This window comes from Haloarcula sp. 1CSR25-25 (assembly GCF_032027985.1).
GTDB lineage: Archaea > Halobacteriota > Halobacteria > Halobacteriales > Haloarculaceae > Haloarcula.
Genome location: NZ_JAHYBW010000001.1, coordinates 328,297 through 350,710 on the forward strand (window position 1 = coordinate 328,297; position 22,414 = coordinate 350,710).

Below are 22,414 nucleotides of genomic sequence, written 5' to 3' on the forward strand. Positions count from 1 at the left end.
ATTCCGGATAAGCGGGCAGTCGGGCAGTACGAGCGGCGACGTCTCCGTGAACTGACTGCTCTAATCGTCGTTCCGACAAGGCGGACTGCCCACCAGAGAACGGGCAGCCGTGGTTGTCCGGCACCACTGGTGTCTCTAAACAGGTTCGCCTCGAACTCGAGAGCCACTGGGTGTAGACCGGAAGGACTCAGTTCGTCGCTCGGAGGCTCTCTTCGAGGTCGGCGATGACGTCTCTGAGCGCGTTCGGGATCTCCTGTTCCAGCACCATTCCGTCGACGCGGTAGGTCGGACCGGAGACGCTGAGCGCTCCGATGACGCCGCCGTCTGGTCCGTGAACCGCTTTCCCGACGCTACGCATGCCCTTGGTGTACCCTTCGTTGTCGACCGCGTAGTCACGGTCTCTGATCGCTTCGAGTTCAGCAGACAGTTCCGCTCGTGTCGTGATCGTGTGTTCAGTCCGACTCGGGAGCCCCCAGCGGTCGATGATCTCCTCTACACGCGGCTCCGGGTACGTGGACAACACCGCCAGTCCGGACGCTGTCGCGTGCATGTGGTAGTACGACCCCATCCGGGCCCTGTACTCCTTCGAGGGGCCCTCGGCTGTGGAGTCCCCGTATTTCGCCCATTTGTGGTACGACTCCGCGATCGTGATAATCCGCCCTCGATCCGGTGCCACGAAGTCACACTCCTCCTCGGTCCGTTCGGTCAGTGCCCCGACAGCCTCCTCGATGTGTGGATACCCGGGCCAGCGGCTCCGAGCCCGCTCCCCGTAGTTCAGGAACTTCAGACCAACGTGGTAGCGCTCCCCGCGCTTGACCAGGAATCCGTTTTCACGCAGCGTTGTCAGGTGTTTGTGCGCTGTGCTCTTGGCGACGTCAACTTCTTCGACGATGTCGCGGAGCCTTGCACCACCACGGCTGGAGACGATATCTAGGATAGTGAGCGACTGTTGTGTCGTGTCGACCGTGTGGTCATTGTCAGTCATACCTGGATACTGTTAGCCGTTGCACATAATAGTTCGGTAGAGTCAAACTGATGTCGGGGAAGTGACCGGGAGCGTGGGCCTGAGTATGAGTATGTTACACAGTCACCCGTATTGAGTTCGATTCTACGAAACATCTGTGACGGGTGACGGGGTTTATCCGTAGGATTAACAGATGTACATTCGTTATTAGAACAGGTCTACGCATCCATCATTATTAAATTACCGAGACTCCGGGGTCGAAACAGCGGTACGTCGAATCGTCTCAGCGGGTCGGCACCACCAGTCTTTGAGTTCGATTCAACGAAACGGACGCCGGGACCCGCTTGCAGGTGTCACACGGGATATCGGACTGACAACTATCCTCGGCCACAAATTTAATCTGGGAGGTGTTCAAAAGAGTCCAGTATCAATATAGAACTATATACCCTACATATCTATCCGACGCTGTTTCCCAGCCCGCACCGGAACCAGTTATAAACCGATGCAACTCACATTCGACCCGCAGATACTGAACCTGTTTGTCGCCGCAGCCCTAGGGATGTTTCTCGGACTCGAGCGGGAGTGGTCGAACAAGTCGGCCGGCATTCGAACGTTCACGCTGACGAGTCTGGTCGGCGCGGCCGCCACGACAGTCGGAGAGCCCGTGCTCGTCGCCATCGGTGGCGTGCTCGTACTGGTACAGGGCGTTCTGCTCGGTGTCCGTGGTCTGGTTGCCACAGCGTCGGAGTCGCGGGCGGATGCGGGCCTCTCGCTGACGACTTCGACGTCGTTGCTCATGGCGTATGCGGTCGGCATTCTCGTGGCGAGTGGGCACCCGTTACTCAGCGTCGTCATTTCTATCACGTCTTCCTCGCTGCTGGTCCTCCGCCGCGAACTGCACGGGTTCGCCAACCAGCTCTCCCGTGAAGAGGTGCGTAGCGCCGCCGAGTTCGCCATTATCGCGTTCGTCGTCTATCCGCTCCTTCCCAGTGGCACCTACGGGCCGTGGAACGCCATCGACCCACCGCTGGTCTGGACGCTCGTCATCGCGGTCAGCGGTATCGGGTTCGTCAACTACGCGCTGATGCAGCGCTACGGCGGACAGGGCGTCATGCTCACCGGGTTTCTCGGCGGGCTGGTGAACTCCACGGCGGTTATCGGCGAGATCGCCGGGCGAGCGGAGTCAAATCCCGGTATCTCCGGCGTCGCCGTCGGAACGATACTGCTGGCCGACGCCGCAATGGCCGTCCGGAACGCTGTCATCGTCATCGCGTTCGTCCCCTCCGCCACGCTCAGCGTCGCACTACCCCTGGGGTGTATCGCTGTCGGTGGGCTGGGGCTCTCTCTGTACGACAGGAGCTGGGACCGGGAGTTCGATGTCGACTTCGAATCCCCGTTTCGCAGTTCGACTGCGCTCAAGTTCGGACTCCTGTTTCTGGCCGTGCTGGTGACGTCGGCTGCGGCGCAGGCGTGGCTCGGAGCGCCGGGCTTCCTGCTGACGAGCTTCCTCAGCGGGATGGTATCGAGCGGAACGACCACGACGACGGCGGTGACACTGGCATCGACGGGACAGATTCCGGCTTCCGTCGCCGCACAGGGGGTCTTTCTCGGGACGGTGTCGAGCGTCTTTGTCAAGATTGCCCTCGCTGCCAGCATCAACAGGTCTCTGTTCGCACCCGTCGCCAGACGCTCCGTGTATCTCGCCGGTATCGGGTTCACCGGTGTAGCTGCGACGACGTACCTCCTGTGACACCGCGGCTCAAACGATGTCCCATCGGTCGACGAACAGTCCGTCGACGCCGACGTCGATGAGTCGGCCGGCAGTGTCGGCATCGTCGACCGTCCACGCGTTGACCTCGAACCCGCTGTCGTGGGCAGTTCGACGGAACTCCGTCGAGAGCACGAGTTCGTAATTCGGGTTTATCGCGACACAGTCCAGCGAGTTGGCCGTCTGTATCGGAGTTCCGGACGCATCCCCGATAACGAGTGCGAGGTCGATGGTGTCGTCTTCCGACCGCAGTTCGCGGAGTGCAGGAACCGAAAACGAGGAGTACAGCAGTTCGTTCTCGACCCCGTCAGTGGCGTCGAGGACGTCCGATGCCATCCCCTCGTGTTTGAGCTCGATGTTCACACCGGTGGCGGCCGGGACTACATCGAGAATGTCCGAGAGTAGTGGAATCGTCTGGTCGGAATCGAGCACGGTCAGGTCTTTCAGCGCGTCCCAGTCTGTTCGGGCGACCGCCCCGCTCCCGTCTGTAAGCCGGTCCAGTTCGTCGTCGTGAAAGACGACCAGTTCACCCGAGGCGCACCGCTGGACGTCTATCTCGACCATATCGACGTGTGGCGCGGCCTGTTCCATCGCCAGCACCGTGTTCTCGGGATACTGGTCGGCACAGCCCCTGTGCCCGATGACTCGTACGTCGCTGTCGGCTGTTGTCTCTGTCATAGATTGGGTCTCCGTTGTACACCCTGTCACGACCGCCGTCAGGCCGGCCCCACCGGCCGCGAGTACCTGCCTTCGCGTGGGTGCGTCGTTCATACGGCTACTTCTCGTCGGGGTCTGACACGGCTACTCCGTGGCGACGGCTTCCGACGGTGCCTCCTGTGGCGTCGAGTGATACAGCGCGTCGCCGGAGACTGCCTCGAACAGGTGGAGCCGCGCCTCGTTGAAGCCGAGTTCGATCGTGTCGCCGGGCTGTATCTGGCTCCGTGGTTCGACTTTCACCTGCAGTTCGTCGTCGCCGACTCGGCAGTGCAACAGGAGCAGTTCACCCAGCGGTTCTCTGACAGTCACCTCCGCCTGGAACGTCTCGGTCGAGTCCGGCAGGTTCTGGGCCAGCGTGATATCCTCCGGCCGGACGCCGAAATCGACCTCAGACCCCTCGAGTCCGTCCAGGCCGTCCCCGGTGGGAAGGGTGACGCTGAAACCGCTGTGGTCGGCGACGAACCGGCCGTTCTGGTGGCGGACAGTCACCGGGAACACGTTCATCGACGGCTCGCCGATGAACCCGGCGACGAATCTGTTGGTCGGATAGTCGTACAGTTCCTGTGGCGGCGCGACCTGCTGGAGTTCCCCGTCGTCCATGACCGCCACGCGGTCGCCGAGCGTCATCGCCTCGGTCTGGTCGTGCGTGACGTAGATGGTCGTGGTCGCGAGTTCCCTGTGGAGCTTCAGCAGTTCCGCACGCATCTGGACCCGGAGCTTCGCGTCGAGGTTCGACAGCGGCTCGTCGAGCAGGAACACCTCGGGTTCGCGGACCAGCGCTCGACCGATCGCGACGCGTTGTCGCTCCCCACCCGAGAGTTCCTTGGGTTTGCGGTCCAGCAGGTCGGTGATGTCTAGGGTCTCTGCGGCTTCCTGCACCCGGTCGTCGATCTCCGCGGTGGAGAAGTCACTCACGGACTTCATCCCGAACTTCATGTTCTTGGCCGCAGTCATATGCGGGTACAGCGCGTAGTTCTGGAACACCATCGCGATGCTCCGGTCCTTCGGCGGGACGTTGTTCACGACGGAGTCGCCGATCCGCAACGTCCCGTCGGTGATGTCCTCGAGCCCCGCAATCATCCTGAGTGTCGTCGACTTCCCACACCCGGACGGACCCACGAGGACGAGAAACTCGCCGTCCCGGACCTCGAGGTCCATCCCCTGTACTGCGGTCACGTCGTCGTACTGTTTCACCAGTTGTTGGAGTTGTATCTCTGACATGGCTCTCACTTCTGTTGGATCGCGAACGTTCGGAGTAGCGGGCGATGCAAGGCGATTAGCACCACCAGTGGAGGCAAGAGCGCGATCACCGCACCGGCCATGATGAGTCCCCACTGGGTCAATCCCGCCTGGGCGGAGCCCTGGATGTACCTGATACCGACCTGCACGACCTGACTGCTCTTGTCCGTCACGGCGACCAGCGGCCAGAGGAACTGGTTCCACGAGTAGATGTACGTGATGACGCAGACGCCAGCGATCATCCCTTTCGACATGGGTATCAGTACGCCGAAGAGGAACTTCAACGGGCCGACGCCGTCGAGTTTCGCTGTCTCGACCAGCGACGACGGTATCGACATGAAATGCTGGCGGAACAGGAAGACGGCTGTCGCACTAGCGATGTACGGTCCAGTCAGTGCAAGCATCGTGTTCGTCCAGCCCAGGTCGGCCATGAGCTGGAACAGGGGAACGATGCGAACAGGAACCGGAAGCAGCAGGGTCAGGAGGATGAACATGAACACGCCTCGCTCGAAGGGGAGCTCGTAGTACACCAGCGCCAGCGCGGCCAGCAACGAGAGGCCGACCTTCCCGACGACGATTATCATACTCATCACGAACGAGTTCCACAGGTACGTCGCGAAATTGTAGTCCGTGAGGACGATGTCGTAGTTGGCTAGTCCCTGACTCCCGATACCCAGATTCGTCACCTGATACACCTCCGAAGTCGTCTGCGTGCTCATGATGAGCGCGAGAATCAGCGGTGACGACATCGCGAAGATGGAAAACAGGATACCGAGGTGCATAAACAGGTTCGAGGGGAGCCGCTGTCTGAGAGTCAGTGCGTCCGCCTGCATCGCCGGTTCTGTTTCTGTTGCCATCGATATCACGCTCCGTACTGCGCGTAGTCCTCTGAGATCCTGATCTGGACGTACATCAGAATCGCGACGAGGAGGAAGAGGACGACTGATTGCGCCGACGCGTATCCGAGGCTACTGAACTCGAAGGCGTCGCGATACAGCTTGAATATCAGCAGGTTCGTCGCCTCGCTGGGGCCGCCGCTCGTCATCAGGTCCACCAGGGGGAACGTCGCGAAGAACGAATAGATCGTATTCATCACGACGAGAAACACCATCGTCGGTGAAATGAGAGGGACGTACACCCTGAACAGCATCTTGAGTCGGCCGACGCCGTCGAGTCTCGCACTCTCGGTCAGCGTCTTCGGGATGTTGTTGAGCGCGGCGACGATGAAGATGATGTTGTACCCCAACTGCTTCCAGATTGCGACGATGGAGATGACGATGAACGCCTGGGTCCCGTTGTTGAACCAGTCGAGCGTCCACGGCGTCAGCAGTTCCAGGTAGTGCGTGAAGATACCGAGGTTCGGGTGCATGAGGAAGTTCAGGAGGATTGCGGCCACCGCGGGCGGCAACGCGTAGGGCCAGATCGCCGCGACGAGATACGTCGACGATCCAGTCGATACCTCAAACAGCATGTACCCGATGAGCAACGAGAGCGTGATCGTTCCGGCGACGACAATCGCGGCGAACAGCAGCGTGATTGTGAAGCTGTTCTGGTACGTCGCCGACGTCGCGAGGTCGACGAAGTTCTGTAGCCCGATCCACTCTGTCTGCTGGCCGAGAAATAGGGTTTCAAACAGGCTCAGTCGGAAGGTCTCGATAGACGGATAGTACAGGAACGCAATCAGCACGGCAAAGGTCGGGAGTAGCAACGCTCCGGCCTGGAGCCTGGAATCGTACGGTTTGACTTGTTCTGCCATCGTAGAATACTGTTCTGTGACCGATTAACTGTCCCCGCTGTAGTTGCCCGAGTAGCCCTCCAGTGCCGCCTGGACGTCTTCGTCCATCTTGGTTAACCCCTCTTCGACGCTGAGGTCGCCGTTGAGAATGCTCACAGACGTTTCGGAATTGATGGTACGGGCCTTGGGCCACACGCCCATCACAGCGCCGCGGGTCGCGGGCGTGTCCTCGGTGTCCTGTAACTGGTCGAACGCCGTTCGGAAGTTGGGATTGTTCTCGAACCACCCCTCGCTCGTGAGCTGATCGATGGCGCTCTGTCGCACGGGGAAGTAGCCGCTGTTCTTGTGCCAGCGGACCTGCTGTTCGGACTGGGTCATCCAGGCGAGGAACTCACCGGCCGCCTGTTTTTTCGTGTCCGAGAGCGCGTCGGGGACCCAGAGCGACCCGCCGCCGATGACGACACCGGTGTTCGCCCCGCCGGGCGTTGGCAGATACGCGGTTCCCAGTTCGAACCCGTTCTCGTCCGCGCCGTCTTTCATCGAGACAATGTTCGACGTGGAGTCCCAGAGCATCGGCACCTTCTGCGTGAGGAACGCCTGCCGTGCCTCGCCCCAGGCCTCGATACCGGGGTTGAGATACAGGCCGGCGTCCGCCATACCCTTCCACCACTCGTACACGTTCCGGCCGGCTTCGCTGTTGTAGTTCGTCTCGGACGGACGGCCCGAGCGACCGTTCTCGTTGTTGACAAGCACCTGGTCCTGCTTTGCGAACTGCTGCTCTATCTGCATCCAGGAGTGGTTCGGCCACGTGATGCCCTGCTCCATGTCTGTCTGGTCCACGATGGTACTCGCCGCGTCGCGAACGCCCGACAGGCTCCGTGGCGGGTCTTCCGGGTCGAGGCCTGCGTCCTCGAACGCTGTCTTGTTGTACAGCATGATAGTGTTCGAGGAGTTGAATGGCATCGAGTTGAGGCTCCCGCCGATGCGGTAGTAATTGAGCACTGACGGGAGGAAATCGTCGAGGTTGATCTTGTCCTCCGGGAGTATCTCCCCGACGGGCGTGAAGGCCCCGCTGTCGAGACAGAGCCTCGTTCCGATCTCGAATATCTGTGCAACGCCCGGCGGGTCGCCGGCTCGCGACGCCTGCAACGACTGGTTCAGGTTCTGTCGGTAGCCGCCTTTGTTTATCGCTTCGACGGTCACGCCCTCTGTCTGTTGGGAGAACTCCTGTGCGAACTGTTCGAGAGTGTCGCCGAGCTCTCCCCCGAAGATGTGCCAGAACTCGATCGAGGTATCGCTTCCACCTCCGCCACCGTCGCCTGCCGTTCCGCCGTCACTGCCGTCACCACCATCACCGCTGCTACCGTCTCCGTCACCACCGTCACCGCTGCACCCGGCGAGTGCGATAGCAGTTGCGGCACCTGCGCCTCTGATGAATCTACGCCGTGATGGAGTTCCCATCATTATATAACCTTGATTAACGGAGTAATAATAATACTATCGGTGAAAATATATATACCACTACGTTCTTTTCCGTGTGGATTTTGGTTACTCCAACACGTAGAGAATGATTGCAGTAAACAGCTCAACGGGGAGAGGCCACAGGGTATCGTTACGTATCTATATGTGATATTCTGTATTTCGGATATGGGAATTTTCCGTTAGTACATTGTGCCATACCACCAAGGGCTGTGCCTACGTCTCCGCAGTTTCTGGTTCGATGTGGCTGGACCAGTTCGAAACGCAAGAGATTCGGAAGTTGTGTCTTTCAAAAACATGTTAGCTTGTGGAATGATTTCCATTGAGTCCGTGTCTGAAATCGAGGCCCTGCCGTCGTAGGGCTGGTTTGAATCGGTCTGCACCGTCGGCGAGACATTCACCATCCTCGATGCCGTGGGTCTCGTGGCGCTCTCGGGGAGCGGTTCCGGTCGAGGCAGTTGTGTACCTGGCAGAACGGCAAACTTGGAGGACTGGTTCGTTCCAGGACCGTCGGCGACACGAATCACACACTCGTCCAGCGGGAGGTGGTTCGGAGGTCCGCCACCGTCCGGACGTAAATCCGCCGTTGTCCCCAACCGTGGACGGCCTATTGGGGAACGAGGATGACGATATTTACCAACGCAAAATAATACATATGTAACTGATATTTCGTCCATCCGAATCGCGAGCCCCATCGCTCGCACGGGAGCCCATGCTCGGTCCACAGACTCGGGCCCATCCGGTCTCTGTTCCCGCTGAGACAGGTGAGCTCCGGCACAGGAATTACTCCCGTCCCACTCTCCACGTGTAGCTTCCCATAGCCCAGCGGACGGTCGCGTAGTCTGAACTATCGTGCCAGCGAGCGAAGCTCTGTACCCAATTGCAGCCGACTTCGGTCCGACGCAGTAGTTCGAACCCGAAGGGTTTCGACGTTTTATTTCGCTGAATATACGTTCGACAGCAGTCTGATTTCCGTGCCGTTCCGTCTGAAATCAGAGCCCTGCTCACTGAGGGACAGTTCGGAGGTTTTGTGCCGTCCACGAGGAAGGCGGCAATGTCGACATCGTGTCTTTGCAGGAGCGCTTCGAGAGAGGCCTATAGCGGTCGTTATGGTAGAAGACAGCCGGCATAGAGAACCATGGTAGATGCGTTTTCAGCGGCGGGCAGCCGGAGTGATCAGTCGATGATCCGAATCACCGTATCGACGGCAATCCGGTTCGGTGATTTACCGCTGACTCCTGTAGATCGGTCTTCTGTCCCCAGTCGCGGACGGTTTGTCGGGCGCGATGGGTGCCCAGAAATATCAGGATTACACTATATAGTAGTACATAACAATCTAGCTATGCATATTCCGACACCGTGTTTCACCGTTCGCTCTCGGTTGCTGGCCCGCTCCTGTTCGTCGTAGCCGGACAATTCATCTGGATTGTCGTCGGAGCACTGCTGTTTCGGTAAGCTACGTGATACTCCGCCGGCCGCTCCCAGAGCACCTGTTAGCGTACCTCCCTGCCAGTACCTCCGCTGAAAAACGACGGCCCGTTGATTCAGAACCGATTCCGACACGTGCATGAAGTATATTTAACTTGATGGGTCATTCAGTTTCGGAGGTGGGTAACCAACCAGTGTGGTCAGATTTGGATATGTCAGGCAGCCTCAGGTGTGCAATCGTCGCTGTGTTTGTTGTCGGCTTTCGTCAGCGGAATCCCGGAGCCGTGGTGAACGCGGTGTTTGCATATCTCGGGACCTACATCCCAGATGCCGTCGAACGGGCGTCCGCCATCGAGTTCAGGCCTTGGCAGCGCTTGTACGTGGCGGCTGCCATGTTACTGCATGCGATAGGAATGCTCGGCCCGTATGACGACATCCGATGGTGGGACCATGTTACGCATACCATGTCGGCGAGCATTGTCGGTGGAGCGACCTTCGTAGCAGCCAAACGATACGGGAAAGACCCACTACCGCTGACACTCGAATCCGTCATCACTCTGGGAGTACTCTGGGAACTTATCGAGTACCTCATTCACGCCACGGCCAACCGCCTCGGGGTGGACCCAGTCCTCGTATTTTACAGCAGGAAAGATACCGTTCTCGACCTCGTATTCAATCTCTTGGGTGCGTTCCTCGTCATTCTATTCGGCGACCGGCACCTGGCAAATCTGGTTGAATCCGATGGTTGAGAGCAACCATCGGTACGAATTCGACTCGACGAACTCTGCGGGTGCGGACGTAGGCACGCGGTCAGACTCCTATACCTGTCTCCTCGATGGACCACACCGAGGTCCGAATGCCGTCATCCAGTGAGCATCTATGACTAGTGGAGAACCGCTCTTCCCGCCGATGTAGCGAACACGGACCACCTGTAGGTGATAGTGGACTACGCAGCCAGCTCTGCATCTGGTTCTGCGTGCCGGTCTGCCCACTGTATCGGTCTTCTCGGTAGTGATAGACTCAGCGGCGTTCGAACAGGCGCTGGTGGATACAGAGCGCGTTCCCGGATTTGAAACGGAGAGTGTGAAGTGGTTCGCTCCTGTCTCCGATTGTGACGAGGGGTCAACGAGGTCCTGGTCGTGCTTCTCTGAACCAGTCTCAACCGACACTCGACGATAGACGAACTTTTCAGCGACGACAATTGACCGTACGATGGTGGCGATGACGAAATGTTACCCCCGCTGAGACATATTTTCTAGTAATAGACTGGTGAGCTGGTGTGGAAACAGTAGTTCTTTCCGACGGTCAGCTGAACATTCAGAAATCCCAAATCTGTGAGCTGATCTGAACCCTGTGCTGAATACAACGCGCGAGCCTTGTTTAGACGCGGTGTAGATCGCCCTCTGCGGTCTTTATCTGAATAACAGAATTGGAGCGAGAGACTCTCACGGGCAGATTCTGTTCACCCAACAGAGCCACTAACCTACCAATTCAGGAGCGTCTAAACAAGGCCCAACGCGCGTATTCAGCACGCTCCCCGGCTGGGTGGTCGTGAGTCACTCAGTTGCTCGTCACACCATCGCAACGTGAAAATGGTACCACTTCACATGGGCGAACGTCCTGTCGTACAAGCGGAAGGAAACCCCATCTATGGAAAAAAAAAACCCAGAGAAATCGAACTCAGCCGTGAACGGCGTCCAGATCTCGACGACCACCGAACAACGGAACCGGAGACAGAGCAGGATGAACGACGGCCGCTGAGTAGCCTCAGTCGGCGGAGAGTATTGAAAGCGACCGTATTAGCTGGTGTTGGACTGAGCAGTCTTTCTTCAGCAATAAAAAACGTGAGGGGACAGTCAGGAAAACCAATATCGCCGGATCCCGACGGAGACTTCGACGTTAACATATCCAATGGAACGCTCGAGGTTAATGTCGGTGAACTCGTGTCTGGTATCGGTGTGGGCGGAAGCAACTGGATCTTCCAGGAGCAGGGCACGATGTACCGAGAGACATACGGCTTTCAGGACGGTACTGGGCCGATGTCGAACGCAGAACAGGATGGGTCAGTCGTTAGTACGTTTCCCTCATCTGTAAGTCCCGGAACCACTGCCGAGGCGACGGTCGAAATACCTCTCGAGACGACCACAGCTGAAAGCGTGACATTAGAAGTTGTGAGGAAAGTTACGTTAGACCCGACGGAAGCGACCCTACGAGTTGAGTATGATGTCACAAACCCGGATGGTAGTGGAGTTACTATCTCTAATCTTCAAATTTCTCAATACGTCGATTATGACATTGGGAGTGCCGGTGGAGAGGTCGGTGAGTACTTCCTGGACCAGCAGACGAATTGTGAGTTCATCTTCCAAGAAGACACGGGGATCGGTCTCTTTGCCGGGTTCACCGGCGAATCTATAAGTGCCAATCACGACTTGGCTCAGTGGAGTCAGACTTTGGATCGCTTCCGCATCGGTGAATACAATAACGATAACCTCTGGCCAGATTCCGGCACTGGCGACGTCGGATTAGCATTCGAATGGGACCTTGGGACACTTGCTCCGGGCGAGTCGACGTCGTTCCGAAACTCATTCGTGTACAATGAGAATGAGGCCGACTTCGAAACGGAAATTTGTCAAGAATCCCCGGCCAACCAGCCGCCGACGGCATCGTTTAGCTACGATCCAGGGGATCCCGAAGTCGAAGAGGAGATTGCATTCGACGCAAGCGGATCGAGCGACCCCGACGGAGACGAGACGATCGTCTCCTACGAGTGGGACTTCGGTGATGGGACGATGGGCACCGGCGAGACGACGACTCACAGTTATGTCGACGAAGGTGAGTACGACGTAACACTGACAGTGACTGACGACGCTGATGGGATTTCCACGGACACACAGACTGTGCCAGTCGTCGTCTTTGCCAACCCGCTCGTCGTCGATGGCGAGGAGTACCTCCCGACTGATCCCGACGAAGATGGCCTCTACGAGGACGTCAACGGTGACGGCGCGGTGACGGCAGATGATAGCACTTCACTTTCGGACATCATCAAAGCCTACAGAAAGGGGAACTTGACCCTCGCAGGGGCACAAGTTGACGCGCTTGATTTCAACGGCGATGGAGAATTAACCAACGCTGACAAGGGGGCATATAACCGCCAGATAAACCGGTAAACGCACGAGCGGGAACTGACCTACTGCCGGCGGTCTGCGCTGACTCGCGGTAGTACCTTCCGAAGGTATTTTATCACATTTCTTAAATATAGACTGGTAGCCAATTACGTACAAAGGAAGGGTTTCTGAAATGATATAATGAGAATATCCACTACTCCACCAGATATATCCTTTGTATCGGTCACGACGTTACTGACATGACTCGGGTAGATCGGTTGTGCTCATGCGAGATGCAGAGCGCGTGTCTTGCACCAAGAGACATTTTCTCACATGCCACGAATCCTCGATATGGATATTCTCACCGCGTACAATGGTGCTCTCATCCGTATAGGGCTCTATCTACTGATGTTCTGGCCAATGGTGGGATACTACATGTATCAGGACAGTAGAAAGCGGAATCTCTCGGTACCACATATCCGTGGGTTCGTCTACGGGTTCTTTGGGATACTCGGACTCGTTGCGTATATCTCGGGCAAGAGTCGAACTGAATCTGCTGGCCAATAGAGCCTCTGTATCTTGCACGCGATTCATGTCAGTCTATAACGTTTCTGCCTGAGTCCCAGGAAGGAGGGTTTATGAAGAATTATTCCTAATAGGAATAGTATGCCCAATAGGAAGGATTCGACAACACTCGCTCTGGAGTATCCGTTTCCCGATGAGCGCGTCTTTCGGTATCAGGCGATGCAAGACGTGCTGTCGCGGTTGATTGAGGAGCCGTATGACGAATTCACCATCGGGCAGTTGGCTGAGATGGTCGACGGAAATCAGGCGACCGTCTCAAAGGCCGTCAAACTGCTCAAACAACTCGGTACTGTCCAGACGCGGCAAGAAGGCCGTAAGCAGTACGTGAGTATCCATCGTGACCGGCTCACAAAACCTGATCCAGTCTTATCTATCCCCCAGTCTGAATTTCACAAGCCCATCAGAGCCTTTGTCGACAGGGTTCAGGCAGAAGTTGATGAGTTAGTTGGTGTGCTTCTCTTTGGCAGCGTCGCACGAGGCACGGCAGATCGCGCGAGTGACATCGACATTCTCGTCTTCGTTCAGGATGACAAGACAACGGCTCGCCGAACTGTCCAGTCGATTGTGAGCACACTCCAACAAACGAAGTTTGTCGGTGACCGCTACAACTTCGAAGTCCTCGTTGAATCAACCGAAAGCGCGAAACGGATCGGCGATAGGCTACGGCAGCAGTTCGACGAGGGACTCATACTTGTCCGGTCTGAGCAACTCTCCGATATTCGTAGGGAGGTGTACGCGAATGGAGAATAACTCCGTCGTCAACGCACTCGAGGCTTCCGAGCGTAGCTTCGAGCAAGCGCCCCGGAACGTCGAAGAGGGGCTCGATGTCGAGGAGGCCGAACTCGTACAGTTACGTCGGGCGTGTCGACTTCTGGCAGCTGCGTCTCGTCTCCTTGCCGACGGCTACTATACGGTCGTCATTGAGTCATCATTCGTGGCGATCGAGCGGACAATCCAGTTCCGACTGATCCACGACGGCGCAATGGAGGCTTCCGAGGTAATCAGCAGTCATCGGAGACTCTACCAGCGAGGTGCAGAGGTCGGACTCTACGATGATGCATTTGGGGAGCGACTAGCCGAACTGTGGAATCAAAACCGGACGAAAACGTACTACCGACTCGGAATTGCTACCGAGGCGCAAGCAGAGGCGATGCACGAACTCGCTACGGAGATGCATCGAAATCTGGTTGACGGGAGTCAAGTACGTCACGAGTGTCTCTGCTGACCGCAATGGCCGGTCTCTCATGCCATCGGTCCCGGCTTGGCTGGTAACCTAACCGACATACCTGCTTTCAGATTCATCGAGTGGCCCCATCTAACTCATTTTGGTGGTCGGTTTCTGATATAACTCGAGCCGGAGTGCCGTTGCTTCTCGCGCCACTCTCAATCACGACTCGATAATAGACGAATTTTTCAGCGGTGAAGGTATACCGGCTACTGGTGGCAATGACGAAATGTTACCCCCGCTGAGCCCCTTGTGACGATAGCTAACCCTGAGCCACCATTTCGACGTCCGGAGAGCTAAAACGGTGCGGCAGGGCCTTCGTCGGTGTCTCCGTCAGCAGCGGCAGTATCACTTGTCGGCGTCTCTCCGTCGGCGCCACCGCGCTCCAGCGGCCCGTCCCAGCCGTCGAGGCCGGGTGCGAGGCTCACAGCGTCGCCGTCGAACCCCTCGTAGGAAGTGATGAGCCGGGCGGCCTGAACGCTGGATTTCCCGTGCGGGCAGACCGTCACCACCTCGTCGTCGCCCTCGAACCGTTCGACTTCGTCGACCAGCGACGGGAACGGGACGTTCTCGCTCCCGGGGATGTGGCCCCGTTCGAACGCGCCAGGCGAGCGGATGTCGACCACCCGGACCGCCCCGTCTTCGAGTTTCGACCGTAGCTCGTCGGCGTCGATTTCGCCGTCCATATCCAGCCGCTAGCGGCCGATACCTAAACCTTCACCGACTACAGCAGCCCGTCGGCCTGTGCCAGCAGGATACCTTCGATGGTCGCGTCGTTGGCCGGTTCGCGCCGGGCGACCTGCAGCGCCTCGTCGATTGGGACGGTCGTCACCGAGAGGAACTCGTTGTCGTCGAGCTCCCGGTCGACCGGTTCGAGCCCCTCGGCGAAGACGATGCCGCGGCGGTGTCGGAGCACACCGGTCGAACACCAGAACTCCTCTATCAGTGAGACGCCAGCGGCCTCGAAGCCCGTCTCCTCGCGGAGTTCGCGCGCGCCGGCGGTCGTGTAGGATTCGTCGTCCTCGACGATACCGGCCGGGAGTTCGAGACACTGCTTGCGGATGGTCGGGCGGTACTGGTCGACCATGACGAGTTCGTCGCCGGTCGTCGCAACCACCACGGCCGCCGCGGGCAGGTCCGCCCAGTAGTAGTCTTTCTCGGAGCCGTCGGGCTGGCGAACCCGGTCGTAGCCGCCGGTGTACCAGCCGGTCTCGTACTCGCGTTCGCTCTCGACGACGGGCCACTCGTGGGCCGGTTCGCGGGTCATACGTCCTGTCGGACCGCGACGTGGTAAAACGTGCCGTTGTGCCTGACGACGACGCCCTCGTCGACCACCGCGCCGTCGTACTGCTGTCGCAAGGCGTCGCGCTCGTCGAACGGCGAGTGGGTGAACGCCCCTTTGAGACCGACCGGGCCGCGCCAGTACGGCTCTGACTGGCCGGCTGTCGACGGGGACGCGTCGGCCAGCGCCGCGCTCGTGTACGGGAAGCGCCGCTCGGACTGCGTGCTCCAGTTGATCGCCGTGCCGTTGTCGACGCTGTATGCCCCGTCGGTCGGGGTGGCGACGGCGTAGTAGGGGTCGCCGCTCTTGAGGAGGCCCGGAAGCGCCCCCAGTGCCAGCAACAGGACGACGACGGCGATGATACCGAGCAGGGTGTTCCGTGTGACCGGACGCATCAGACGACCTCGGCGTAAATACGACCGAAGGCCTGGCGGCGGAGCGTGCCGACGGCGGCCCGGCGTTTGTCCTGGAACGTCGCCGCGACGGCCTGCTCTGCGAAGGGCGCGGCGTGCCAGACGACGTTGTCGACGGTCTCCGCGCCGACCAGCGTCACCTCGCAGTCCGTATCGGCCCGCCAGGACTCGAACTCCGCCATCGAACCGACCTGTACCGCGAGCGACTCCGCGAACAGGACGTCGCGGGCGGTTTCGACCACCTCGCTGGTGACCCGCTCCTCGTAGGCCTCCGCGTCGAGACCCATCGCCTTCGCGACTTCCTTGACGACGACCTGGGCCGTCGGCCCGAACGTCTCGTAGCGCTCGCGGGCCTCAGCTGCCGATGCCGGCGCGAACTGCCCCTCAGTGTCCATACGTCTCCTTGCCGCCGACGGGACTACTCGGTTTCGTCTCCGGACTCGCCGGCGTCGTCGCCAGCATCGGAATCCGGCGTGTCGCTATCGGCGGCGTCACCGTCGGTTTCGTCGTCGCCGTCGCGCAGCATCTCCCGCGTCAGGTCCCGGGCCTCGGCCAGCACCTCGCTATCGTGGTCGCTCAGCGCGTCCGACCCCCGGTGGCGGTCCGCGCCCTGAGGGAGGTCACCATGGCCGTGGTCGTGGCTGTGTCCGTCGCCGCTGCGGTCGACGGTGTCCTCGAACACCTGTGGAAACTCCGTCTCCTCGGCGTACTCGACGACCTCGGTCGACAGTTCGGTCTCTCCGAGCTGGCCCCAGTCGGGGACGCGCTCGTCGAGCCACGCCTCGTGGTCGTCGCCGCCGGTCATCGCTGTGAACGCGAGGTGGTTCGCCAGATGCACGTCGTCGGCTTGCGGGTCGTCACACACTGGACAGGCGTATCCCATCGGTGTGCGAACCGTGGATGCGGAGCCGTATATGCAGTCGGGGTCGAAGAGAAGTGGTCACGTCGAGCGGGTCATCTCCCGACAGCTAGAACAGTCATCCGGCGAGGAATCACGGCAAGACGACCACAACACGCCGACAGCGCCAGACATGGAACACCCACTCACAGCAGGCGGACCATCACAAGCGCGTCCTCGCCGTTGCTGTAGTAGTTCGGAATGGTCTTCCGGTGTTCGAACCCGAAGCGGCGGTAGAGCTGTCGTGCTCCGCCGTTGTCGGCTCGGACCTCCAGTTTGACCGAACCGGCACCCGTCTCGCCGATGACCTCCATCGCGCGCCCCAGCAGCGCGCTCGCGACGCCCTGTCGTCGGTACGCCGGCCGAACCGCGAGGTCCTTGACGTGGCCAAGCGGCGTGCCGTGGTTCGGGACCGTATCCGCGATGACATAGCCCGCGACGGCAGGCGGGTCAGCGTCGTCGTTGCCGGTCTCAGCGACGAGAAACCCCGCTTCGTCGAGATAGCTCTCCAGCGCCGAAAACGGCCACGGCTGTGGAAACGACGCCTGCTCGATGCGGTGGACCTCGATGAGGTCCGCGCGGACGGCGCGCCGGACCGATGGTGTGTCCGGCGTCCCCGGTCCGTCGGGAGCGACCGTTGTCACGTGCGTGCTTCGGTGCGGACCTACATATGTGTTATCGCCGACCGAAGATACCCCGGTTTCTGACTGTTTGTCGATAGGAACTGATAATTCATGCATCGATACGGCCGAGACAGGGACAGAACGCCGGAAGGTTCTTTAGCCCGACGAGTCTACCTATATTCGCACCCGTTTCGGGTGCCACCACCCCCACCCCCACCCCTCTTTCCGAATCTTTCCGTCGTCGCTTCCAGTTACGGGCCGTTCCTATGCCACACGCCAGTGACGACGCTCGCCGTCCGTACACGAGGTACGAGACAGCCACGAAAAACAGGCGGACTCCGGCAGCGAACGCGAGCAGGCCGCCGTTGTGCGGAGTCGCGATGTCCACGGGCGCCAACGTACCCGCTTGCAGTGTCGGTCACGCGTGAACACTAACTGAGGGTTCGACAAACGTTCGCGGCTCACGGGTCGCGTCCCAGTTCGCAAAAAAACCGAGGGTCTCGGGTTGTTGAACCTCGCTCTAGTCGTCTGCAGGTGCAGCGCCGCCGTCGTCGTGCTGCTGTTTGGTGTGCGAGAGCTTGCCACCGGCGGCGAGGATCTCGCGTTCGCGCTCGGAGGCGTCGAGCCGGCCGGTCGCCTCCCAGTCGTCGTTCACGCGGATGGTGAACTCTTCCTGACCGGAGCGGACGGCTTCGGCCGCGTCGTCGACGACCTCGATGTCGTCGCCTTCCTCGATTTTCTCGTAGGTCTCCTCGTCGATGGTGAGCGGGACGATACCGAAGTTGAACAGGTTCGCCTTGTGGATGCGGGCGAAGCTCTGTGCGAGGACGGTCTCGATACCCAGGTACATCGGGCACAGGGCCGCGTGTTCACGGGAGGAGCCCTGGCCGTAGTTCTCGCCGGCGACGAGGACGCCGCCGCCGGCTTCGAGCGCGCGCTCCGCGAACGTGTCGTCGACGCGCGAGAGCGTGAACTCGGAGAGCTTCGGGACGTTCGACCGGTACATCAGGATGTCCTGCGTGGCCGGGATGATGTGGTCCGTCGTGATGTTGTCCTCCATCTTCAGGAGGGCCTCACCACCGACTTCCGTCTCGAGGGGGTCTTTCAGCGGCACGTCGCCGATGTTCGGACCCTTGATGAGTTCGTCGTCGACGGCCTGGTCGGGCGCGATGAGGTCCGATTCGGAGTTGCCGATGTACTGGTCGGGCATCTCCAGACCCGGCGCTTCGAGGTCGCCGAGTTCGTCGGCGAGGTTGCGCGGGTCGACGATCTCGCCTTTGATGGCCGCCGCGGTGGCGACTTCCGGCGAGCACAGATAGACGTTGTCGTCCTCGATACCGGAGCGACCCTCGAAGTTGCGGTTGAAGGTCCGCAGGGAGACGGAATCGGAGGCGGGGACGTGGCCGATGCCGATACAGGCACCACACGTCGCCTCGGAGAAGTTGACACCGGCGGCCATCATCTCCGCGGTCCAGCCCTCGCGGGCCAGCATCTCGGAGGCCTGCTTGGAGCCGGGGGCGACGATCATCTCCGTCTTCTTGTCGATGTTGCGGCCCTCGAGCATCTTCGCGCTCGGGAGGATGTCCTCGTATGCGCCGTTGGTACAGGAGCCGATGATGACCTGCTCGACGTCCTGACCTTCGACTTCGCTGACGGGGACGACGTTGTCAGGCATCGACGGCTCGGCGATGAGCGGTTCCAGCTCCGAGAGGTCGACGACGATCTCGTCGGCGTACTCGGCGTCCTCGTCGGGGCCGATCTCCTCGAAGACGTCCTCGCGGTCGAGGCGCTCGAGGTAGTCCTTCGTCTGGTCGTCCGTCGGGAAGATCGAGGAGGTCGCGCCGAGCTCGGTCCCCATGTTGGTGATGGTGGTCCGCTCGGGGACGGTCAGCGTCTCGACGCCGGGGCCGGTGTATTCGAGCACCTTGCCGACGCCGCCCTTGACCGAAAGCCGGCGGAGCAGCTCCAAGATGACGTCCTTGGCGGTGGCCCATTCGGGTAGCTCGCCCTCGAGGCGGACGTTGACGACTTCCGGCATCTCGATGTAGTAGGCACCGCCACCCATCGCGACGGCGACGTCGAGCCCGCCGGAACCGATGGCGAGTTCGCCGAGGCCGCCGGGGGTCGGCGTGTGCGAGTCCGAGCCGAGCATCGTCTTGCCGGGTGCGGCGAAGTTCTCCTTGTGGACGTTGTGACAGATACCGTTGCCGGGGCGTGAGAAGTGAGCCCCGAACGTGCCTGCGGCCGAGCGGAGGAAGCGGTGGTCGTCCGTGTTCTTGAAGTCGAACTGGTAGGTCTGGTGGTCACAGTACTGGGCGGCCAGCTCCGTCTGGACTTCTTCGAGGCCCAGTGCCTCGAACTGCAGCCAGACGAGCGTCCCGGTCGTGTCCTGTGTCAGCACCTGGTCGATCTCGATCCCGATCTCCTCTCCGGGTGTCAGCTCCCCTTCGACGAGATGGTCGTCGAGAATTTTTTCCGTAAGCGTCTGTCCCATAACGTGCGTCAATGGATGGCGCGCGGGTATAAATCCCGCGTATTCCGTCGTATTTTTCATATAAAAAGCCGTGCCGTCCGTCACTCAGAAGCGAGTCAACTGTGTGGCCAGCGCGACTGGCCAGACCGGCAGGCCTTTGCACGACACTCCCACAGACTCCCCTATGTTCAAAAGTGGGCAGTTCGTCGCCGATGCTCTCGGTGACCTGAGGGACTCACAGGTGCAACCGAACGGCGTCGACCTCACGCTCGGGGCCGTCTACGAGCAGGTCGAGCCGGGACGCATCGGGCGCGGCGACAAGACCGTCGGCGACCGGCGGGAGGTCGAACCCAGCGACGGTGTCTATCAGCTCGACCGTGGCGGGTACATCGTCGAGTACGCCGACCGGGTCGTCATCCCGGAGCGGCACATCGGCTTTCTCCTCCCCCGGTCGTCGTTGCTCCGCAACTCCTGCATGCTCGATACGGCCGTCTGGGACGCCGGCTACGAGGGGCGGGGCGAGGGACTACTGGAGGTCCACCACCCCATCGAACTCGAACAGGGCGCGCGGGTCGCACAGCTCGTTCTCGCCGACGCCGCCCACGAGGGGACATACGAAGGGTCGTATCAGGGCGAGAACCTCTGAAACGCAACCACAATCCGAGAGGTGTCCCACAGTTCGGGACATGGTAGACCATGCTGGGAATTTAAGTGGATTTCCCGAGTGGTTTCCATTGGTGCTTGAAGCAACTATACCCCGGTCCATCCCGCCGTCAACCTTCAGTACCCGGAAATTATACAGGCACCGTTTTCAGGTACGACAACTGTCTGACCGGGGTTTATCATTGTTGCTGTGTGACAGTGAGATATGATAGTAGAATTTCACATCGACGCCCCCCTCTTGCAGCGAACAGCTGCGGCGCTGAGTAAAGCCGCGATACGAATACAGCGACTGCACTGCGAGAGCGGCGACTGCCGTGCCGTCGCATGGATCGGCCCTGTCGACCGGCCTGCCATCGAAGGGAATCTGGCACAGGACGAGAGTATCACCGACTACGCCCACGTGGCGGCCGAAGGAGATGGTCACTGGTACACACTGCATACAACTGATACGACAGTCGATGCGGTCGGACAGGCGCTGTTGAACGCGGACGGGTTTCTGCTCGGTGCCGCACAGACCGGTGACGACTGGGTGTTTCGGGCCCGGTTCCCCGAGAAGAGTTCGGTGCTGTCGTTCCGTGATGCGCTCGTCTCCAGTAACATCAATATCGACATCCAGACCATCACCGACGACACCGAAGCCTCCCCGCAGTTCGGGGTGACGGACCCACAGCAAGAAGTGCTGTTGCTCGCGCTCAACCGCGGGTACTTCACCGTCCCGCGAGAATCGTCCCTCTCGGACCTCGCCGCGGAGCTCGGTATCTCCAGTCAGGCCGCCTCGGAGCGGCTCCGTCGCGGGACGCGAACACTGGTACAGAACACGCTGGCGGCCCCTGAGCGGCCGCTTGTCGGCTCGCCGCCGGAGTAACCGCGAGGAGAGCGACGCCCGGTCGGTAGCAGCGGGGTGGTAACGCCGGTCCGGGAGCACGGACGGTCGAGGGCCAGATACCGCTGAACGGCTGCGTTCTGCGTTGCTCGGCACAACCGTGACCGGATACGGGAGTCTGGTCCGTCACCGGGGTTACTTCAGACAGTGAAATAGCTCGTCCGTTATTATATTAGAAGGGGGCGTACGGTGGTGTATGAGCTCTAACGAGGGGACCGTGTATATGCTGCGGAACCGGACCGTGGAGGGGTCCGACGGCTGGGTTAGCCCCGAACCCGCAAGTGACGTTATTGTCGATGCAGTCATCGAAGCGACAGACCTAGCTGCGGATGACATTGACGCTCTGGACACGTACGTCGACAGCGAGTCACTCCGTGCGGTCGTCGCCCGGGGGACGACGGAGTCGCTGACGTTCGCTGTCGAGGGGTACGATGTGACGATCACCGCCGACGGGGAGGTTGCGGTCGACGGGTGACTCCCGCCGGCGTTGCGCTGTCCAAATGACATAAGACGGTGGCCCGAGAGCCCCTGGTATGACCCGCGTCGCCCTCATCGCACACGACGACGAGAAGCCCGAGATGATCGACCTGACACAGAGTTACGAACCCACGCTGTCGGCGTTCGAGCTCGTCGGGACCGGGACGACGAGCAAGCGCATCATGGCAGAGACCGACCTCACAGTAGAGCGTAAAGAGAGCGGGCCGATGGGGGGCGACACGCAGATCGGTGCGGAAGTCGTCGAGGGCCGGATGGACGGCATCGTCTTTCTCCGGGACCCGCTGACGGCACAGCCTCACGAGCCGGACATCACCGCGCTCCTGCGCATCTGTGACGTCCACGACGTGCCCCTGGCGACGACCCGGACTGCGGCGGAGTACGTCCTCGAAGGGCTGGCCCGGGACGAAGCCGACGAGTAGCCCGTCGGGAGACGACCG

Annotated in this window: 22 protein-coding genes; 9 read left to right on the forward strand and 13 right to left on the reverse strand. The window is 60.2% G+C overall.

Features of this window, described 5'->3' with window-relative positions:
* Nucleotides 1-187 precede the first annotated feature (187 nt).
* Nucleotides 188-985, reverse strand: a complete 798-nt coding sequence (locus tag KZ498_RS01455; protein ID WP_312616198.1) for an IclR family transcriptional regulator — start codon at nt 983-985, stop codon at nt 188-190.
* A 481-nt stretch (nt 986-1,466) separates the two neighbouring features.
* On the opposite strand from KZ498_RS01455, the gene KZ498_RS01460 reads away from it, so the two are divergent.
* Complete coding sequence (locus tag KZ498_RS01460; RefSeq protein ID WP_312616200.1) at nt 1,467-2,714, forward strand: MgtC/SapB family protein; 1,248 nt, start codon at nt 1,467-1,469, stop codon at nt 2,712-2,714.
* A 9-nt stretch (nt 2,715-2,723) separates the two neighbouring features.
* Here the strand turns inward: KZ498_RS01460 and KZ498_RS01465 are convergent, their stop codons facing one another.
* Genes KZ498_RS01465 through KZ498_RS01485 form a run of 5 tightly spaced genes read right to left on the reverse strand, consistent with a single transcriptional unit; the run spans nt 2,724 to nt 7,884 of the window.
* Entirely contained in the window at nt 2,724-3,503 is a 780-nt protein-coding gene (locus KZ498_RS01465) for a glycerophosphodiester phosphodiesterase family protein (RefSeq protein ID WP_312616202.1), read from the reverse strand.
* A 30-nt stretch (nt 3,504-3,533) separates the two neighbouring features.
* Nucleotides 3,534-4,670 (reverse strand): ABC transporter ATP-binding protein, encoded by a 1,137-nt coding sequence (locus KZ498_RS01470; protein WP_312616203.1) that lies wholly within the window; start codon nt 4,668-4,670, stop codon nt 3,534-3,536.
* 5 nt (nt 4,671-4,675) lie between these two features.
* Nucleotides 4,676-5,545 (reverse strand): carbohydrate ABC transporter permease, encoded by an 870-nt coding sequence (locus KZ498_RS01475; RefSeq protein ID WP_312616205.1) that lies wholly within the window; start codon nt 5,543-5,545, stop codon nt 4,676-4,678.
* A 5-nt stretch (nt 5,546-5,550) separates the two neighbouring features.
* Nucleotides 5,551-6,444 (reverse strand): sugar ABC transporter permease, encoded by an 894-nt coding sequence (locus KZ498_RS01480; RefSeq protein WP_312616207.1) that lies wholly within the window; start codon nt 6,442-6,444, stop codon nt 5,551-5,553.
* 24 nt (nt 6,445-6,468) lie between these two features.
* Entirely contained in the window at nt 6,469-7,884 is a 1,416-nt protein-coding gene (locus KZ498_RS01485) for an ABC transporter substrate-binding protein (protein ID WP_312616208.1), read from the reverse strand.
* Between the two features lie 1,658 nt (nt 7,885-9,542).
* Here KZ498_RS01485 and KZ498_RS01490 point away from each other — a divergent pair.
* The 4 genes from KZ498_RS01490 (at nt 9,543) to KZ498_RS01505 (ending at nt 14,244) form a co-directional block, all read left to right on the forward strand.
* Nucleotides 9,543-10,079, forward strand: a complete 537-nt coding sequence (locus tag KZ498_RS01490; protein WP_312616209.1) for a hypothetical protein — start codon at nt 9,543-9,545, stop codon at nt 10,077-10,079.
* A gap of 858 nt (nt 10,080-10,937) precedes the next feature.
* A complete protein-coding gene (locus KZ498_RS01495; RefSeq protein WP_312616211.1) occupies nt 10,938-12,497 on the forward strand; it encodes a PKD domain-containing protein in 1,560 nt (519 codons plus the stop codon).
* A 603-nt stretch (nt 12,498-13,100) separates the two neighbouring features.
* Complete coding sequence (locus KZ498_RS01500; protein WP_312616212.1) at nt 13,101-13,769, forward strand: nucleotidyltransferase domain-containing protein; 669 nt, start codon at nt 13,101-13,103, stop codon at nt 13,767-13,769.
* Entirely contained in the window at nt 13,759-14,244 is a 486-nt protein-coding gene (locus KZ498_RS01505) for a hypothetical protein (RefSeq protein ID WP_312616213.1), read from the forward strand. Before KZ498_RS01500 ends, KZ498_RS01505 begins: the two co-directional genes overlap by 11 nt.
* A 296-nt stretch (nt 14,245-14,540) precedes the next feature.
* Here the strand turns inward: KZ498_RS01505 and KZ498_RS01510 are convergent, their stop codons facing one another.
* The 7 genes from KZ498_RS01510 to KZ498_RS01540 all read right to left on the reverse strand — a co-directional run bounded on the left by KZ498_RS01510 (nt 14,541) and on the right by KZ498_RS01540 (nt 19,954).
* Complete coding sequence (locus KZ498_RS01510; RefSeq protein ID WP_312616215.1) at nt 14,541-14,930, reverse strand: rhodanese-like domain-containing protein; 390 nt, start codon at nt 14,928-14,930, stop codon at nt 14,541-14,543.
* Nucleotides 14,931-14,968: 38 nt separating this feature from the next.
* On the reverse strand, nt 14,969-15,511 hold the full coding sequence (locus KZ498_RS01515) for an NUDIX hydrolase (RefSeq protein WP_312616217.1): 543 nt from the start codon (nt 15,509-15,511) through the stop codon (nt 14,969-14,971).
* The gene (locus tag KZ498_RS01520) at nt 15,508-15,921 is read right to left on the reverse strand and encodes a hypothetical protein (RefSeq protein WP_312616218.1); all 414 of its coding nucleotides are present in this window, start codon (nt 15,919-15,921) and stop codon (nt 15,508-15,510) included. Before KZ498_RS01520 ends, KZ498_RS01515 begins: the two co-directional genes overlap by 4 nt.
* Nucleotides 15,921-16,334 carry a DUF5809 family protein gene (locus KZ498_RS01525; RefSeq protein WP_312616219.1) on the reverse strand — a complete coding sequence of 138 codons (414 nt, stop codon included), beginning with the start codon at nt 16,332-16,334 and terminating at the stop codon, nt 15,921-15,923. The genes KZ498_RS01520 and KZ498_RS01525 overlap by 1 nt, the downstream gene beginning before the upstream one ends.
* Before the next feature lie 23 nt (nt 16,335-16,357).
* Nucleotides 16,358-16,822 (reverse strand): DUF5810 domain-containing protein, encoded by a 465-nt coding sequence (locus KZ498_RS01530; RefSeq protein WP_312616220.1) that lies wholly within the window; start codon nt 16,820-16,822, stop codon nt 16,358-16,360.
* 161 nt (nt 16,823-16,983) lie between these two features.
* Nucleotides 16,984-17,481, reverse strand: coding sequence for a ribosomal protein S18-alanine N-acetyltransferase (gene rimI / locus KZ498_RS01535; RefSeq protein WP_312616221.1), 498 nt, complete (start codon nt 17,479-17,481; stop codon nt 16,984-16,986).
* Nucleotides 17,482-17,980: 499 nt separating this feature from the next.
* Nucleotides 17,981-19,954, reverse strand: coding sequence for an aconitate hydratase (locus KZ498_RS01540; RefSeq protein WP_312616223.1), 1,974 nt, complete (start codon nt 19,952-19,954; stop codon nt 17,981-17,983).
* Nucleotides 19,955-20,117: 163 nt separating this feature from the next.
* On the opposite strand from KZ498_RS01540, the gene KZ498_RS01545 reads away from it, so the two are divergent.
* The 4 genes from KZ498_RS01545 to KZ498_RS01560 all read left to right on the forward strand — a co-directional run bounded on the left by KZ498_RS01545 (nt 20,118) and on the right by KZ498_RS01560 (nt 22,396).
* Nucleotides 20,118-20,579: a deoxyuridine 5'-triphosphate nucleotidohydrolase gene (locus KZ498_RS01545; protein ID WP_312616224.1), complete on the forward strand. Its 462-nt coding sequence runs from the start codon at nt 20,118-20,120 to the stop codon at nt 20,577-20,579.
* A 222-nt stretch (nt 20,580-20,801) separates the two neighbouring features.
* The gene (locus tag KZ498_RS01550) at nt 20,802-21,461 is read left to right on the forward strand and encodes a helix-turn-helix domain-containing protein (RefSeq protein ID WP_312616225.1); all 660 of its coding nucleotides are present in this window, start codon (nt 20,802-20,804) and stop codon (nt 21,459-21,461) included.
* Nucleotides 21,462-21,675: 214 nt separating this feature from the next.
* On the forward strand, nt 21,676-21,954 hold the full coding sequence (locus tag KZ498_RS01555) for a HalOD1 output domain-containing protein (RefSeq protein ID WP_312616226.1): 279 nt from the start codon (nt 21,676-21,678) through the stop codon (nt 21,952-21,954).
* Nucleotides 21,955-22,012: 58 nt separating this feature from the next.
* Nucleotides 22,013-22,396: a methylglyoxal synthase gene (locus KZ498_RS01560; RefSeq protein WP_312616228.1), complete on the forward strand. Its 384-nt coding sequence runs from the start codon at nt 22,013-22,015 to the stop codon at nt 22,394-22,396.
* Nucleotides 22,397-22,414 lie beyond the last annotated feature (18 nt).